At 69.2% G+C, this 15,202-nt stretch carries 15 protein-coding genes and 1 pseudogene; 9 read left to right on the top strand and 7 right to left on the bottom strand.

All coding sequences use genetic code 11. The annotated features are described in order from the left end of the window. The first annotated feature begins 140 nt into the window (after window positions 1–140). Window positions 141–1,607: a heme peroxidase family protein gene (locus tag ABZ823_RS26815; RefSeq protein ID WP_361665414.1), complete on the top strand. Its 1,467-nt coding sequence runs from the start codon at window positions 141–143 to the stop codon at window positions 1,605–1,607. Between the two features lie 430 nt (window positions 1,608–2,037). Here ABZ823_RS26815 and ABZ823_RS26810 read toward each other — a convergent pair whose 3' ends face one another. Then, the gene (locus ABZ823_RS26810) at window positions 2,038–3,033 is read right to left on the bottom strand and encodes an NADP-dependent oxidoreductase (RefSeq protein ID WP_361665412.1); all 996 of its coding nucleotides are present in this window, start codon (window positions 3,031–3,033) and stop codon (window positions 2,038–2,040) included. Between the two features lie 125 nt (window positions 3,034–3,158). Here ABZ823_RS26810 and ABZ823_RS26805 point away from each other — a divergent pair, with 125 nt between their 5' ends. Together ABZ823_RS26805 and ABZ823_RS26800 are read left to right on the top strand one after the other, a co-directional pair. Further along, entirely contained in the window at window positions 3,159–3,752 is a 594-nt protein-coding gene (locus ABZ823_RS26805; protein WP_361665411.1) for a TetR/AcrR family transcriptional regulator, read from the top strand. 711 nt (window positions 3,753–4,463) lie between these two features. Then, window positions 4,464–5,009, top strand: a complete 546-nt coding sequence (locus ABZ823_RS26800; RefSeq protein WP_361665409.1) for a hypothetical protein — start codon at window positions 4,464–4,466, stop codon at window positions 5,007–5,009. A gap of 250 nt (window positions 5,010–5,259) precedes the next feature. On the opposite strand, the gene ABZ823_RS26795 is transcribed toward ABZ823_RS26800, so the two are convergent. The 3 genes from ABZ823_RS26795 to ABZ823_RS26785 all read right to left on the bottom strand — a co-directional run bounded on the left by ABZ823_RS26795 (window position 5,260) and on the right by ABZ823_RS26785 (window position 7,146). Then, window positions 5,260–5,454: a hypothetical protein gene (locus ABZ823_RS26795; protein WP_361665407.1), complete on the bottom strand. Its 195-nt coding sequence runs from the start codon at window positions 5,452–5,454 to the stop codon at window positions 5,260–5,262. Between the two features lie 232 nt (window positions 5,455–5,686). Further along, complete coding sequence (locus ABZ823_RS26790) at window positions 5,687–6,466, bottom strand: alpha/beta hydrolase (protein ID WP_361665405.1); 780 nt, start codon at window positions 6,464–6,466, stop codon at window positions 5,687–5,689. Window positions 6,467–6,915: 449 nt separating this feature from the next. Beyond that, a complete protein-coding gene (locus ABZ823_RS26785; protein ID WP_361665403.1) occupies window positions 6,916–7,146 on the bottom strand; it encodes a hypothetical protein in 231 nt (76 codons plus the stop codon). A gap of 216 nt (window positions 7,147–7,362) precedes the next feature. Here ABZ823_RS26785 and ABZ823_RS26780 point away from each other — a divergent pair. Together ABZ823_RS26780 and ABZ823_RS26775 are read left to right on the top strand one after the other, a co-directional pair. After that, window positions 7,363–7,464: pseudogene (locus tag ABZ823_RS26780) on the top strand (DUF6233 domain-containing protein); the annotation flags it as partial. Window positions 7,465–8,106: 642 nt separating this feature from the next. Next, window positions 8,107–8,583 carry an ATP-binding protein gene (locus ABZ823_RS26775; RefSeq protein ID WP_361665401.1) on the top strand — a complete coding sequence of 159 codons (477 nt, stop codon included), beginning with the start codon at window positions 8,107–8,109 and terminating at the stop codon, window positions 8,581–8,583. 168 nt (window positions 8,584–8,751) lie between these two features. On the opposite strand, the gene ABZ823_RS26770 is transcribed toward ABZ823_RS26775, so the two are convergent. Further along, a complete protein-coding gene (locus tag ABZ823_RS26770) occupies window positions 8,752–9,693 on the bottom strand; it encodes a HAMP domain-containing sensor histidine kinase (protein WP_361665399.1) in 942 nt (313 codons plus the stop codon). Between the two features lie 9 nt (window positions 9,694–9,702). Between ABZ823_RS26770 and ABZ823_RS26765 the strand changes: the two genes are divergently transcribed. Together ABZ823_RS26765 and ABZ823_RS26760 are read left to right on the top strand one after the other, a co-directional pair. Then, a complete protein-coding gene (locus ABZ823_RS26765) occupies window positions 9,703–10,458 on the top strand; it encodes an acyclic terpene utilization AtuA family protein (RefSeq protein ID WP_361665440.1) in 756 nt (251 codons plus the stop codon). A 58-nt stretch (window positions 10,459–10,516) separates the two neighbouring features. Then, window positions 10,517–11,629 carry an ABC transporter substrate-binding protein gene (locus tag ABZ823_RS26760; RefSeq protein WP_361665397.1) on the top strand — a complete coding sequence of 371 codons (1,113 nt, stop codon included), beginning with the start codon at window positions 10,517–10,519 and terminating at the stop codon, window positions 11,627–11,629. 138 nt (window positions 11,630–11,767) lie between these two features. Here the strand turns inward: ABZ823_RS26760 and ABZ823_RS26755 are convergent, their stop codons facing one another. Then, window positions 11,768–12,367, bottom strand: coding sequence for a TetR/AcrR family transcriptional regulator (locus ABZ823_RS26755; protein WP_361665395.1), 600 nt, complete (start codon window positions 12,365–12,367; stop codon window positions 11,768–11,770). Window positions 12,368–12,808: 441 nt separating this feature from the next. Here ABZ823_RS26755 and ABZ823_RS26750 point away from each other — a divergent pair, with 441 nt between their 5' ends. Further along, window positions 12,809–13,459: a peroxiredoxin-like family protein gene (locus ABZ823_RS26750; RefSeq protein ID WP_361665393.1), complete on the top strand. Its 651-nt coding sequence runs from the start codon at window positions 12,809–12,811 to the stop codon at window positions 13,457–13,459. 372 nt (window positions 13,460–13,831) lie between these two features. Here the strand turns inward: ABZ823_RS26750 and ABZ823_RS26745 are convergent, their stop codons facing one another. After that, window positions 13,832–14,227 carry a DUF2267 domain-containing protein gene (locus ABZ823_RS26745; protein WP_361665391.1) on the bottom strand — a complete coding sequence of 132 codons (396 nt, stop codon included), beginning with the start codon at window positions 14,225–14,227 and terminating at the stop codon, window positions 13,832–13,834. 314 nt (window positions 14,228–14,541) lie between these two features. Here ABZ823_RS26745 and ABZ823_RS26740 point away from each other — a divergent pair, with 314 nt between their 5' ends. After that, window positions 14,542–15,174, top strand: a complete 633-nt coding sequence (locus tag ABZ823_RS26740; protein WP_361665389.1) for an MBL fold metallo-hydrolase — start codon at window positions 14,542–14,544, stop codon at window positions 15,172–15,174. Window positions 15,175–15,202: the final 28 nt, after the last annotated feature.

The following is a 15,202-nucleotide window of genomic DNA, read 5'->3' as shown; positions in this document are numbered from 1 at the left end:
TGGTGAGCGTTTCATGAAGATGGGCCGAGCCGTTTCGCGGTTGGGCTACGTGCGTCGCACCATCGGAAGTGACAGGAGCGAGCCGTCGGCCCAGTGGTCCGGGCGTTCGCTCACGGGGGCAGAAACAGGGGGAAACACACATGCCCGCATCCCATGGAATGCCGTCGCGCGGCCTGAACAGCTCGGAAACCAGCGGAAGTTTCGGCCGGTTGTTTCCGCGGCTGGCACCTCGCCGCGCCACCGGTCTGGAGACGGCGCTGCGGTTCGGAGCCCCTGGCGGGCTGATGGACGGCGGCGACACCAGCGACAGCCAGCTCGACCCGGAACTCCCGGCAGGATTCACCTACTTCGGACAATTCATCGACCACGACCTGACGCTGGACGTCATGTCGCAGCTGGGCGAGCGGAACGAACCCGGCAGCATCACCGACTTCCGCACCCCGCGACTGGAGCTGGACAGCCTGTACGGTGCCGGACCGGTCGTCAGCCGCCCTCTGTACGACGGCTCGCCCGAGGGCAGGCTGGCGCTGACGCCGAGCGGCGTCGACCTCGCCCGGACACCGGCCGGCGTACCGCTCATCGGCGACCCGCGCAACGACGAGAACCTGATCCTCAGTCAGTTCCACGTCGCCATGATCAAGTTCCACAACCGCGTCGTCGACAAGCTCGTCGCGGGGGAGATCACGGACGCCTTCGGGCAACCGCTCCCGCCCAGGCCCGAGGACGAGCCGCCGAACCAGCAGCCCGGGGTCCCGCTGGACCAGCTGCTCGACGTGGCGAACTATTTCGACACCGTCTTCGCCTCGGCCCGGCGGCTGGTCCAGTGGCACTACCAGTGGATCATCGTCCACGAGTACCTGCCGCTGATCACCGACGCGAAGATCACGCGCGACATCGAGGAGAACGGCCCGCGGTTCTTCCAGCCCGGGAACAGCCCCTTCATCCCGGTGGAGTTCGCGGTGGCGGCCTTCCGCTTCGGCCACCCGACGGTACGGACCAGCTATCGGGTCAACGAGAACTTCGCCGCGCCGATCTTCCCGGACGACCCGAACGCTCCCGCCACCCCGCGCATGGACCTGCGCGGCGGGCCTGTCATGCCGGAGAACGCCGTCGACTGGCGCTTCTTCTTCGACGTGTCCCGCACGAGTGAGCCGCAGACCGCCAAGCGGATCGAGGCCACGCTCAACACGCAGCTGCTGAACCTCCCGGTCAGTGCGGTGCCCGGGGGGCGGGAGGGGGCGCTGGCCCAGCCGCTGGCCTCGCTGGCCGTACGCAACCTGCTGCGTAGCGAGACGCTCGGGCTGCCGTCCGGCCAGGACGTGGCCCGCGCCATCGGCGAGATCCCGCTGACGGACGAGGAACTGGGCACGACGGGTCCGGTCTACCTCTGGTACTACATCCTCAAGGAGGCAGAGGTCCTCGAACGCGGGCGCAACCTCGGCCCGGTCGGCTCCCGCATCGTCGCCGAGGTGCTGATCGGCCTGCTGGACGCCGACCCGGCCTCGTACCGCTCGGTGTTCCCGCGCTGGCGCCCCACCCTGGCGGAGACCCCGGGCCGCTTCGAGATCGCGGACCTGCTGGACTTCGCAGGGGTGATCGGCAGCTGAGCCGAGGAGACCGGTGCATCCGTGAGCCGGTGATGCTGACCCGCCGGTGAGACCGGTGCGTCGGCGATCGGGACAGTCGATGCGCTGCGGGCCCTGTCCGAGTGGGACGGGGCCCGCAGGGCGTCGAGGGTGGGGGACGGCCACAGGCGCGCACGCCGAAAGCCCCCGCATAAACCGAGTAGGACCGGTGTAGAGCCCCGTTTGTCGTGTGTGGCCTCAGGAGATAGATGGCATGCGCACAGGGCACGGCCCCCTCGCCGGCGATGACGCGCGGCGGCATGGCGGCCAACGCGGGGGATCCTGGTGCGCTCCGGCGAGGTGTTCCGGCGCCGCGCCCGCACACGGCTGGACGCTGGTCTTCGCCGAGAGTCTCGATGGCCGACGGTGCTCCGCGGAGGGCACCGGACGCGTCGATGAATCGGCTCGTTCCCTAAGCGGCCGTGAGCACGATCTTGCCCTGGATGTGTCCTCGAGCGGCGCGTTCGTGCGCGGCTCGGGCATCCGCGAGCGCAAACGTGCTGTCGATCGCGACGCGGACCGTGCCCGCGTCGAGCAGGCGCCCCAGTTCGGCAAGCTGCGCGCCGTTCGAGCGGACCTGGGCGCTTGAGACCGTGACGCCCAGCCTCGCGGTCTCTTCCTCGTCGAAGTCCCCGGGTAGTACGGGGAACTGGGCGCCGCCACGCTTGAGCGTGCGCAGGAACCGTTTGCTGTCGGGGCCGCCGACAGTGTCGAGAACGAGGTCGACCTCGTGCACGAGGTCCTCGGGACGACTCTTGGTGTAGTCGATGAACCGGTCGGCGCCGAGCTCGCGCAGGAACGATTCATGCGCGCCCGATGCCACCGCGATGACACGCGCACCCTTCCACTTCGCCAGCTGCAGTGCGAAGTGCCCCACGCCGCCCGCGGCGCCGTTGATGAGCACCGTCGTGTCGGCACCGAGTGCCGTCGGGCGATGCCGTGCCTCCTGGAAGGGCGAGGGGTGATCGTGTCCGACCTCGATCAGGAACTGCCACGCCGTCAGCCCGGCCATGGGCGCCCCGGCGGCGTGCACGTGGTCGAGGCCGGCCGGCTTGCGTGCGAGGTCCGACGCGGGCGCGGCCACGTATTCGGCGTATGCGCTGCCGTCGAAGCTGGGAAAACGCAGAAGACCGAAAACTTCATCGCCGACGGAGAGGCCGTCCACGTCCACGGCGACGGCCTCGACGACGCCCGACACGTCCGTCCCCGGAATCACCGGCAGGCCGACCGTCGATTCCGTCTCCCCTGGCATCCTGGTCAGCCCGCCGCGCAGGTACCAGTCGGGGGGATTGATGCCGGCCGCGTGAACGCGAACGAGCACCTCGCCCGGCCCCGGCTCGGGGATCGGCACCTCGTCGTAACGCAGAACTTCAGGGCCGCCGTGCTCATGGAGCCGGACCGCCCTCATCGTGTGTGCCGACACGTTTTCTCCTGCCTTCGCTGCCGGATAGGCTCATTCGGATCAGCGATCCACATAAATGGACCACTGATCCGAATATATGGACCACTGATCCGGATAGTCAAGAGGAACACATGCGGGCCGACGCCAGGAAGAACCGCGACCACCTGCTCGCAGTAGCGGGCACCGCCATCGCCGAGCAAGGCGTCGACGTGTCACTGCGCGACATCGCGCGCAGGGCCGACGTCGGGCTCGCGACGCTGCTGCGTCACTTCCCGACGCGCGAGGCGCTGCTCGATGCCCTGCTCCGCACGAACTTCGACGAACTGACGGCAAAGGCAGGCGAGCTCGAGACGTCGAGCTCGCCCGAAGACGCTGTCGTTTCGTGGCTACGCGACTGCGTCGCATGGACAACCGAGTACCGGGGCGTGACCGTGCTGATGGCAGCCGCCATCGAGGACACCGAGTCCGCACTCCACGCTTCGTGCGTCACCCTGCGCGCAGCCGGTGCGCGGCTCCTCACCCGTGCCCAGGCCGCGGGCGTGGCGCGGAGCGATATCGATGGCACCGATTTGTTTGCGCTGGTAGCCATGCTCGCTTGGCTCGGCGATCAACCCTCACTCGCCCAACGCGCCGATCGCCTCTTCGATGTTGTCGCCAGCGCGATTCTGACGAGCGCAGCCAGCAACCATGACAAGGGGAAACGCCGCCCTCAGACCCGTAGCTGACATGGCCACACGCTGGCCGGCGGACTCGGCCGCCCGCTCGGCAGGGAAAGGTTCGACGCCGAGTTCGCCAAGCCGGCCGAGGACCGCGACAACGAGTCGCGCACCCCCGGGATCACCCCGCGACCGCCGCGAAGCGGCCGATGAAAGCCGCGGCGCGCAAGTTGACCAGCGCCCTGACCGGCTCCTGACGCTCAGCGCTCTTCATCGTCGTCCCCCTCCCCCGCCTCCCCCGCCTCCGGCGCATCCGGTCGCGCAGCGGCGCAGGCCGCCACCGCCCAGGCTGGGGGCGGCAGCTCGGTCTCCCCACGCGTCTCCACGCCGAGCCTGCAGCGGCGTGACCAGTGCTACGGCACCGCGCGCTGTCGCGCGCACCCAGTGGCGCAGGGCCGGAGGGTGGTCTCGTCCGCAGCAGCAGGCACGTCGGGCTCCGCAGGGGCTCCGACGATGGCCGTGGTCAAGGAGTTCCACGACCGGCTGCGTGGCGAGATCCGCGACGGTCATGTACATCAGGAGCTTGCGGACGCCCACTCCTTGCTGGGGGACGGCAGGTAGGGCAGCGGGGCGGTCTTCGTCGGGGCGGCGACCCGATTGGAAAGGGTCGGCGCGGCTGGAGAACGTCGGTCCGAAAGCCGATGTCACCGGGTGCACCGCCGACCGGGTGCCGAACGCGGCAGCCGCAACGAGAACCGAACACCGCTCGTTATGGCTGGTATGGCACGTAAAAAGAAATTTGCTCCGGGGCAGCGGCAGGCCAAAGAGGCCACGCGTCGCGCCGCTGCGGCAGAACGGATCGGCCCCCGCGCGCCGCGCATCAAGTCCCTGCACTCCCTGAAACCGCCCGGCGTCTGGTACGAAGTGTGGGCCACGCCCACCACGGAATTCCTTGAGCGCGGTCCCGGAAGTTCCCTCCAGGACGCTGTCAACAAGTACGGCGCCGACTCCCAAGAAGCCGCGACACTCAGGGTATTCATCGACTACGCCGACATCTACGGCGCCAAGATGCCCACCCTGGCGAGCGCGCATCTCGACGCGCTCGTGCGCCGCAGCGGCATGGCCACCGCACTCGCCGGGACCACCGGCGCTGATGAAGAAGAGGCCCTCGCCTCGGTCCACCGCCTGCATGCCGCGGGGAAGCTGCTGGTGAGGGACGATGGCGCCGTGTGGCTGACCGTGCCTCCCGGCACGCCCTTCTCGGCGCCCGGCGGCCAGTGGGCCTTCGTCGAGGAGAAGATCCCCGCCCCTGTCCCGGCGGACTGACCCCGGCCCGTCGGCTGCCGTGGCGCCCCTCTGGGCGGGGGCTTGCCGACCGCCTGCAGGAGACCGGGACCAGGGTTGGCTTGACCCGGTCCGCAGAGGCTGCCGTTGGAGGACCGGCCCCAAAGCCCCGAGCGGCGACGGAGTCATGCCGCGTGTGCGTCTGGGAGAAGACCAAAGTGCGCCTTGCTCGGATCTGGCCCGGGCTACCTGGGGCCTGCCTTGACTGGGAGGTCGGCAGGCCCCACGCCCTCTACGGGATGGTGTCCAGCAAAGGACGACCGTGTTGGCGCATCGGCTGGATAGCCCGCGCCTGGAATTCAGCAGAGGTGTATTTGGCGAGTTCAACCGGTCGTTGTGTGTGATGCAGCCGGGTTCCAGGCCGTCGCGGCCGGTGGGCCATCCGTCGCGCGTCGAACACCAGCTCGGCGCGGTGGTGGTCGGTCATCGTCTAGCCGACCACCTGGCGGGTGGCCAGGTCCGACCAGCAGGCCAGATACAGCCGGTTCTCGCCGGTGGGCCGGTACGTGATATCCCCGACCAGCCGGATGCCGGGCCGACTACCTGGCACTACTTCTTCTGGAACCTCATGTTCCAGTCTCCAGGTGGCGAGTCACAAGGGGAATCTCCACCCCTGCAGCAGCCCCCACGTCACGGTCCGCTGGCTGCCCGCAGCCCCGTCATTCCCGGCTTGCGTCCGAAAGGGCGGTCGCGGTGGCGCGGGCGAAGGCTTGCGGATTGTCCAGCATGATGTTGTGCCTGCAGTCCGGGATCGGCACCACGGCCACCCCCGCCTCGGCGAGCGCGTCGGCGCCCGGGAGCGGGCCGTCGGCCTCGGGCAGCAGGTAGGCGCGGGGAATCTCCAAGTGCAGCAGGAGTTCGCGCATGGTGGGGACGGTGCCGCGGACCAGGTGGACCGCGCTGCGGTGCAGGGCCTCACGGCCCGCCAGGCGCATGGTGGACCACCAGTGCGCACCGACCCGGTCGCGAACCTCCTCCCAGCCGCCTGCCAGGAACTCCTGCTCGGAGTACGCGGCGATGCCGGTGCTGCCACCGGAACCAGGCTGGCGCGGGAGCGGGTCGAGGTTGGCGTCGACCAGGACCAGACGGGAGACCAGGTGCGGGTGCCGGGCGGCCAGGACGATGGCCACCGAGCCGCCCATGCTGTGCGCGATCAGCTCCGCACCGGCAACGCCCGCGGCGGTCAGGGCCTTCGCGAGGGCATCGGCGTGCGCTTCCAGGGTGTAGTCGAAGCCGGTCGGCCGGTCGCTGAGGCCGTGACCGAGCAAGTCGATCAGCAGCGAACGGTGGCCAGCCAGCAGCGGGTGGGTCGCGACCTCCGCGAAGTAGGCAGGCGATGTGGCGCCCAGACCATGCACGTAGACGCGGGAAGGCTCCTGCCCCGGCAGCTCCACCCAGCGGATCTGGTCACCCTCGGGCGTCACGACGGCGTTACGCACAGCCTGCTCCCCTGCAGTCAAGATCGATGGAGAGACGAGAGTAGCCACCCGTCCTCCGCACACCACCCCCACCCTCCCAAGCCCTGCGTGAGCACCGGGGACGTAACCCTCGGCCAGGCACCTCACCCTTGTTTCGCTCACAACCCCGTTACCGTCCGTATCCCGGCGTAGCCAGCCGGGCGGAACCGGGTTCTGTCCGGCCGCAGACGGCGGCGTTACGGCGAAGCTGACTGCGTCGTTTTCGCTTTCCGGCTGGCATGATCATGTGATGCCGAGGGTGGTGAGCGGCCGGGTGGTGTCGGGGAGTGATTGCGCAGTCCGGCGGCGATGTTGTTGCAGCCGGTCAGGCGGAGGGCGCCGATGATGCTGCGGATCTCGTCCCGTCCATGGGCGGTGGCGCGGGTCTTGTCCGGCAGCGGGATGTCCTTCCAGGGGGTTGGGCAAACTCCCTATTCCGTTGAGTCTTCCCAGCGGAAGGACTCGAGAGCTGACCCTTTCCTCATCCGACCTGGTGTCTCCGGTCCGGGGTCGTCGTCGCCCTGCCGTCGGCGGGCCAAGTGCCCAATGGCGACGATCGCAACAAGCAGCAGCCCCACCAGGCAGACCAGGGAAACTGCGAGTCCGGCGAGGCCCAGAAGGCTGTATCCCGTCAGGGCCGCCACGATGTCCATCAGGTTCATGCATCCACATGCCAGCATGACCACACGGTCCTCCCTGGTGGTGCGACCGTGGTGGCCCGTGGCCAATCGGTGCTCCGAAAGTGCTCATGTCGCGATACGGCAGCCTGATTGGCCGACGCACCGAACAGCCGTCCATGGCGCGACTGTATGCGGCGGATCATGGGTCCAGAATCAAAATGCGTTCGATGATCTGCCACCCGACCGGTCGGCAAGCGGTGCCACCCCGTCGACCGGGAGGAAGCCCGCCGACTGATCGCCGGAGATGCGCCCGCCTGTAGCCGCTGCCAGCCCGACGTCCACCTGCCCATGGTCGACTGATGCCGCAATGGGCTCAGCCCCGGCCGGAGTGATGACACCGGCCGGGGCTGATCTGCAAGGCGTGGCTGTGAAGGGCGGTCGCCTCTCGGCGAAAGGCTCCATGAGGCTTCAGCCGAACGATCGTCCTCATGGGCAATAGGTGAGGCCCGGGGACACTGTCCCCTTCACCGCCACGCCCTCTACAACCACCCGCACCCGGCGGATGTTCCCGTGGGTACCGGGGCGTGTGGCTGCTGGCACACAACTGCTTCCACCTGCACCTCAGGCCTCTCGGCTCATCGTGGCTGAACCTGGTGGAGCGACGGTTCGGCGAGCAATTCCCCAGGCAGACCCGCGCTGACTTGCGGACGGACGGCACAAGGGAAGGGACGGCGGCCCGATGGCCAGCCGGCACCAGAGCCGTGGCGGCCGCGTGCACTTCTGCCGCTGGTACATCCGGAAGAGTACTGTCCGGGGTTGGATCCTGGCCCGGCGGGCAGTGCCTGAGCCGCGGCACAACCGCTCAGGCCGGGGTGGTAGCGCGTCCCCCATGCCTCCTCGTGAGCCCGCTCCGTGAGCCGCGTGCGAATGTATGGAGACTGTGGCGTTTTCCGGGGTAGGCGGGGCGGGGAGATGGCTCGCTTCGGACGTGAGGCGGAGTGTATGGATCTGGCTGGCCAAGACGAGGGATCCGAGCCGTGCACTGACCGGCTGATCTCTGCCTCCGCTGCGTTCGAGGGCAGTGAGGAGATCGCCGCCGCCCGGGACATGGCCCGGGGTTTTCTCACGTCACTGCAGGCCGTGCACGGGCTGCCGGTGTCGAAGCGGGCGATGGGCATGGTGCAGCTGGTCGTGAGTGAGCTGGTGACCAACGCCCGCAAATACGCCCCCGGCCCGTGTCTGCTGACGCTGGAGGCCCACCAGGGCGCGGTGGAGGTGACCGTGTGGGACAGCAGCACGACACTGCCGGCTGTGATGGCGCCGGACCCGGGCCGCATCGGCAAGCACGGTCTGGAGATCGTCATGGCGGTATGCCGGAGCTTCGAAGTGCACCGCGAACCGGTCGGCAAACGCATCAAGGTGGCCGTCGTCCTGGCCGACGACCCGGGCGGAGACGTGGCCGGCCACAAGGTGATGTGAGCAGACGGCCACGCGCCGCTTCCATGGCCGACCCCGAGCTGCCGTCCGGGCGGGCCGCCGGAGATGAAGTAGATCGCCTTCCGGGCGCTGATCTGCGTCGACGCGGGCCCGACCGCTGGGGTTCCGGCAGAAGAGTGTCCTCATGTGCGCAGGGTGTGTCGCGTTGCCTCATCCGGCCTTGCTGGGGCCGGTGCGGGGGGAGCGGCGCGGCAGGCGGAGGGTGAACGTGGCTCCGGATTCCGGGGTTTCGTCGGGGTCTTGGTTGGTCGGCCGGATGGTGAGGGAACCGCCGTGGGCGGTGGGGATGCCCCGGGCGATCGGCAACCCCAGTCCGGTGCCCGTGGCCTCGCCGGCCTTGCGGGTGCGGGCGGCCTGCAGGCGGACGAAGCGGTCGAAGATCCGTTTCCGGTCTTCGGGCGGGATACCGGGGCCGTCGTCGGCCACCTCCAGGGCGGCGGTGTCCGGGCCTTCGGTGGTGACGGTGACATGGACGCGCTGGTGAGCGTGGCGGTCGGCGTTGTCGAGGAGGTTGCGGATCAGGCGGGTGAGCTGGTCGGGGTCGCCGAGGACGTGCACTTCCTGATCATGACGGAGGGTGACGGGGACACGTGCGGGGGCAGCGTCGATCGCGGTCCGGGCGAGGGCTGCGAGGTCGAGGACTTCCCGGTGGGTGAGGAGGGTGTCGTCGTCGGAGCGGGCGAGAAGCAGGAGTTGGTCGACCATACGTTGGAGTCGGGTGGTCTCGGTGACTGCACGATCGGCGAGTTCGGGCCAGGGGGCCCGGTCGGGGTGGGCGAGGCCGACTTCCAGGGAAGTGCGCATGGCGGCGAGGGGGGTGCGTAGTTCGTGGGAGGCGTCGGCGACGAAGCGTCGCTGCCGGGCGGCGGAGGTCTCCAGGCGGTCGAGCATGGTGTTGAGGGTGTGGGCGAGGCGCCCGATCTCGTCGTCGCCGGCGGGTTCGGGGATACGGCGGTGCAGGTCACTGCCGGTGATCTCGGCGGCCTCGGCGCGGATGCGTTCGACGGGGTCACCGAGCGGTACGCGCAGGGCCGCATCCGCCCGCTCGATCCCGCGCCCTCGATCGACCTGGAGATACTGGCAGGAAGTCATGTGGTCGGCATGATGGGCGTCGAGCCGATCCAGCGGGCGCTGCGTGAGGGCGCCCAGGTCGTCCTCACGGGCCGGGCCGGCGACACAGCCCTGTACGCGGCGCTGCCCCATGCCATGGGCGCGGACCCCGGCCTGACCTGGCATGCCGCCAAGACCATCGAATGCGGGGCCGCGTGCGCGATTCCGCCCAGCGCCGACGGCCTGTTCGTGCACCTGCGCGAGGACCACTTCGACGTCGAAACCCTGGACCCCGCCTCCCGGCTGACCCCGCACTCGGTGGCCGCCCACACCCTGTACGAGAACGCCAACCCCTACCTGATCACCGAGCCGTCCGGGGTGCTGGACACCACCGACGCCACCTACACCGCACTGGACGAACACCGGGTGCGCGTCGCCGGCGCCGTCTACCGCCCCGCCCACACCTACACGGTCAAACTGGAGGGCTCCCGCCTGATCGGCTACCAGACCATCGCCATCGGCGGCATCCGCGACCGCGTCGTCATCGAGAAGCTCCCCGACCTCCTGCCCATGGCCCAGGACTACTTCCGCGCCAAGATCCGTGACGTCTTCAACGGCCGGGTCAACCCGGACGACATCGACATCGACTACCGCCTCTACGGCAAGGACGCCGTGCTCGGCAACCGGGACCCCGACCGCGAGCAGCCGGTACACGAGCTCGGGGTCCTGATCACCGTCACGGCGCCGACCCAGGAAGTGGCCCACGCGGTCGCCCATTCTCGGCTCGGTTACTCTCGGCGTCACTGACGTTCACTCTGCGACCCGCGCAAACCGCAACCGATTCGTCACTCGGAGACGCCAACGCATGAATGCGCCACCATCGCCACCTGGAGCCGGGCGGACTGACGGGTCATCGGTCCAGATCGGCGCTCTCGTTCCGCTGACTCGGCCTGGCTGGGTCGAGGCGGGCCGACACTTGCTCGCTGGACTCGAGCTGGCCGTTCGCGAAGTCAATGACGCCGGGGGGATCGTCGGAAGACCACTCGAGCTGGTGGTCCGAGACACCGCGGCAGATCCACACAGGGCCGCGGCGGCCGTAGACGAATTGGCCCGCCTGGGCGTGGCGGCCCTGGCCGGGGAGTATCACAGCGTCGTCGCTCGCGCCGCTGCCGCCAGGGCCGACGCCCTCGGCCTGCCGTTCCTCTGCTCGTCAGCGGTTCTCGACGCGCTCACCGAACAGCCGACGGAATGGGTCGCGCGCCTCGCCCCGGCGCAGTCCCACGGCTGGCAGATCTACGCAGACTTCCTCCTCGGCGCGGGCCACAGTCGAATCGCCGTAGCAGCCGAGTCGAGTGTCTACTGGGCATCCGGGGCCCGCGTTCTGCGGGACTGCCTCGCTCCACGCGGCGGCACCGTCATCGAACTCGACATGCGCGCGCTCGCCCCCACGGCGGTGTGCGACAAACTCGTCGACAATCGCGCGACAGCCCTCCTTCTTCTGGTCGGCCACCCGGAGCCGGCGGTGTCGATCGTCAAGTCCGTCCGCCAGGATCAGCGCCTCGCCGAGATCATGATCGGTGCTCCGGCCGGGCAACCGGAGTTCGCCGAATGGGCGACGTTGCTGGGCGACGACAGCGCCGCGATCCCGTTCTTGCGCTACCAGCCCGAGCACCTCAGCCCACTCGGTGCACGAGTCGAGACGGCCCTCCGCGAGCGGCTGGCCGAAGCGCCCTCCTTCGTCGCCTTCGAGGGCTACGACACGGTCGCCGTCCTCGCCGATGTGCTGCGTTCTCACGGCGCGGACCGGGCGCGCACTGCCGAATCCTGGCCGCGCGTTGCGGTCGAAGGCACCCGCGGGCAGATCCAGTTCTCCCGCACGCCAGGCATCAGCGTTTGGCAATGGGCTTGGTCGCCAATCCAAGTCGTTGATCGAGATCCCGCGGAACCCGATCGCTTTCGGATCCTCCACGCCGGCTGAGAGAGCACGGAGATCCGACTGCCCAGATCTGTCCGAACTTGAGGCTGTCTACCTGTCTACGTGTCAATCACTGGGCGCCTGCCACGGGCCGTGTCGTCTGGAGACGATTGCGGGAAGGGGCCCACCGCGTATCCCGCATCAGGCGGCGGCCGGTCGGCCGATTGATTCCAGCGCCGTGTTCACCGTCCTGTGGAGCGCCTTGGCATCGGCGCCGGCGCGCGAACGCAGGTTCACGCCGTAGGCGAGCAAGGCCAGCAGGTCGGCCGCCGCACCCGGATCTGCCCCCGCGACGAGCTGCCCCTCGGCCTCGGCCGTGACGAGCGCCGCGTACATCGCGCTCCGCAACTGCTGGTGGTGCTGGTCGAGAATGGCACTGACGTCGGGATCGCCGTTCTCCGCTCCGGCATGCGCGTTGGAAACCATGCAGCCCCAGCGGGCGTACTCGCCCGAGCACCGTGCCTTGATCAGGCCGTCGAAGAACTCAGCGATGGCGGGCAGTCCGCGCTCGTCCTCGGCGAGCCGGTGAAACATGGGCCGGGATCGCTGTTCGAGGTAGCGGCGCAGCGCGGCGAGGTAGAGCTCCCGCTTGCCGCCGAAGGTGGCGTACAGGCTGGAGCGGTTGAGGCCGGTCGCGGTCACGATGTCCTGGATGCCCGTGGTCGCCACGCCCTGTTGCCAGAACAGCCGCACCACGGTGTCCAGGGTCGCGTCCGGGTCGAAGTGCTTGATGTCCGGCATGTTCCACCCCGCCATCTTGAAATAACGATTCCAAGATACTCCGCGCACACGACACGGCAAGGCTTTCGTCTGTACTACGAGCTTTGCGCCGACCGCACGGCAAGCGCAGCACCCAAGATCGATCGTCCACGATGTGCCTCGACATGCCGCCCGGGCTCCACCCTGCGGCCGTGAATCACATACCAGCACCGTGGACGGCCGCATACGGCCTCCAAGCACCGCCAGCCCCTCCGTTTCCTCGCTCGCAAGGCGGTACTCCTGGCCGACCTTATGGGCATGCCCGCCCTGGCGGACCACCGACCATTCACCACCCTCTGAAAGCCGATACTGCACCTCGCCTGGCGCGGGCAGCGCCCTGCCGCTATCTTGGAATGAGCGTTTCAAGATAGCGGGCCCGGGACATCGGCCCCACCCCAGGCGTCATCCGGGAGGACCGGCACCATGACCACCCTCAACGCTGAACTTCGCGCCTTCTACGAAGCCCGCCAGCAGCAGATCCCCGCCGAAATGCGGCAGGTCATGCAGCGGGCCGACCAGGAACTCGCCGACTCCGGACAGCGCGAGCGCGCCCTCACCGTCGGCGACCGGGCTCCCCGGTTCAGGCTGCCCTCCGCAACGGGCCAGACGGTGGCGCTGGACAACCTGCTCGCCGACGGCCCGGTCGTCCTCACCTTCTACCGCGGCGCCTGGTGCCCGTACTGCAACATCGCCCTGCGCGGCCTGCAGCAGCACCACACCGACATCACGGCACGCGACGCCCGTCTCGTCGCTGTCTCCCCCCAGATCCCCGACGAGTCCCTGACCCTCACCGAGAAGCACAGCCTGGCCTTCGACGTCCTCAGCGACATCGGCTCCGACACGGCCAAGCAGTACGGCCTCGCCTTCGACCTCCCCGACGACCTCGCCGCCATCTACGACAAGCTCGGCTTCGACCTGCAGCACGTCAACGACGGCCACCCGCGGACCCTGCCGCTGCCCGCCACCTACGTCATCGACCGCGATGGCGTCATCCGCTGGGCCTTCGTCAACACCGACTACACCACCCGCGCCGAACCGGCTGACATCATCGCCGCCCTCGACGCACTGGGCTGAGAAGACGTTTGCCTTCCGATCTTGAGCAGCGCTCGTCGAAACAGTGCCGGGCACGGGAACAGGGCCTCTTGGTAGCTCGGAGGCAGTCCCCGACTGTGCTGCGGCAACTCGAGTCTGGCTTTGCGGTGATCGGCGACGTGCAGTTGGGAACGTGCGGGTGTGCGGATGGGCACCCGCACGGTGGGGACCCGCACGTGCGCCGTAGGCCCAACCGGATCGGGCTGTCCCGGGCAGGCGCGCGGGAGCCGGCCCGGTGTGGCCCGCGTCTGGGGGCCATGGCCCGCAAGGCCGACTCCGGTCCACCCGAGGCGAGCCAGTGTCGACAGTCGCTGACAACCGATCGCAGCAACGGCGTGGCTGACGAAACGGTCGCTACGCGGTGCCGACCGGGCCCGCGGGTGTGGACAGCAGGATGTCGTACTCCCTGGGCAGTTGGGCGGTCGCGTCGCGGAACTCCTGGTCGCCGACCGCTTCCCTCAGGGTAGCCAGGACCGCGCGGATCCCGGCCTCCGCGAGTTCGCGGGGCACTTCCGCGCGGTCCGCCACACGCCGGACGAACGAGTCGGCCCCGTAGCCCTTGGCGATCTCCTCGTCCGTGCGCAGCCAGCTCTTCAGCGGCTCCGGCAGCGGCTCCGCGAGGTCCTGGGCCTCTCCCCCGCTGATCCGGTCGGCGAGCACCTCAAAGGTGGCGCGTGTGAGGGTCTCCGCAACGTCGCGGGAGACGCCCGCCCGCTCGGCTGCCTTCGCCAGGAATGCGTCGTACTCCATGCCACCCTGCCCCAGTCGTCGTCAGCCCGTCCGTCGGCGTGATCACCAACGGATCCAGTCAAACCCATACCTGTCGCCCCGGCCACTGGGCAGGGCCGGCACCGATCACGCCGTGTCGCGGATGGGCCATGAGTTCCTGCAGGTCAGCGCATACGCCCCTGTAGGGGAAGGCCTGCCGGTTGCTGCCGCATGCCCGGCGGGGTCCACTGGGGTAGAGGGCCTCATCCGGAAAGGGGCTGTTCCATGGAACGGCAGGCAAAGGACCCCAGAGCGCGGGTGACTGCCCGCGGCCGAGCGCTCCTGGCGGTGATGTCGTGACCGCCCGGGTCGAGTGCGTGGTGACGACCGGTGTCGTGGCCGGGCCGGACGCCGACACCACGCCGGTGGAGAACAACGTGTGGATCGTCGGTGACGACGAGCAGGCGATGGTGGTCGACGCCGCACACGAGCCGGACGTCATCGCCACTGCGCTCGGCGACCGCCGCGTGGTGGCGATCGCGTGCACCCACGCACACAGCGGACACGTCGACGCGGCGGTGGCTCTGTCGGACCGCACCGGGGCTCCGATCATGCTGCACCCGGACGACCTGGAGCTGTGGCGCCGCAGCTTTCCCAGCCGTGTCCCCGACGAGGAACTCGTCGACGGCCGGGTGATCGACGTCGCAGGAACTGTCCTGACGGTGCGTCATACTCCGGGACACACGCCGGGATCCGTAAGTCTGTACGATCCGGCGCTGCGCAGCGTCTTCACCGGGGACATGCTGCTCTCGCGCGGCCCTGGAACCATCGGGCCGGAGGACTCCGACTTCCAGGCGATGATCCAGTCGATCCGCGAGCGCCTCGTCACCCTGCCCCCCGAGACGGTGGTGTGCCCGGGGCACGGCGACGTCACCACGGTCGGCGAGGTGGGCGAGCGCGTGGAGGACTGGCTCCGCCGCATCACGTGAGAGCGAGAGGCCCCGGAAGCCGAAGACG

The organism is Streptomyces sp. NPDC047079, assembly GCF_040643755.1.
Taxonomy (GTDB): domain Bacteria; phylum Actinomycetota; class Actinomycetes; order Streptomycetales; family Streptomycetaceae; genus Streptomyces.
This window is presented reverse-complemented; position numbering and strand designations above follow the sequence as displayed.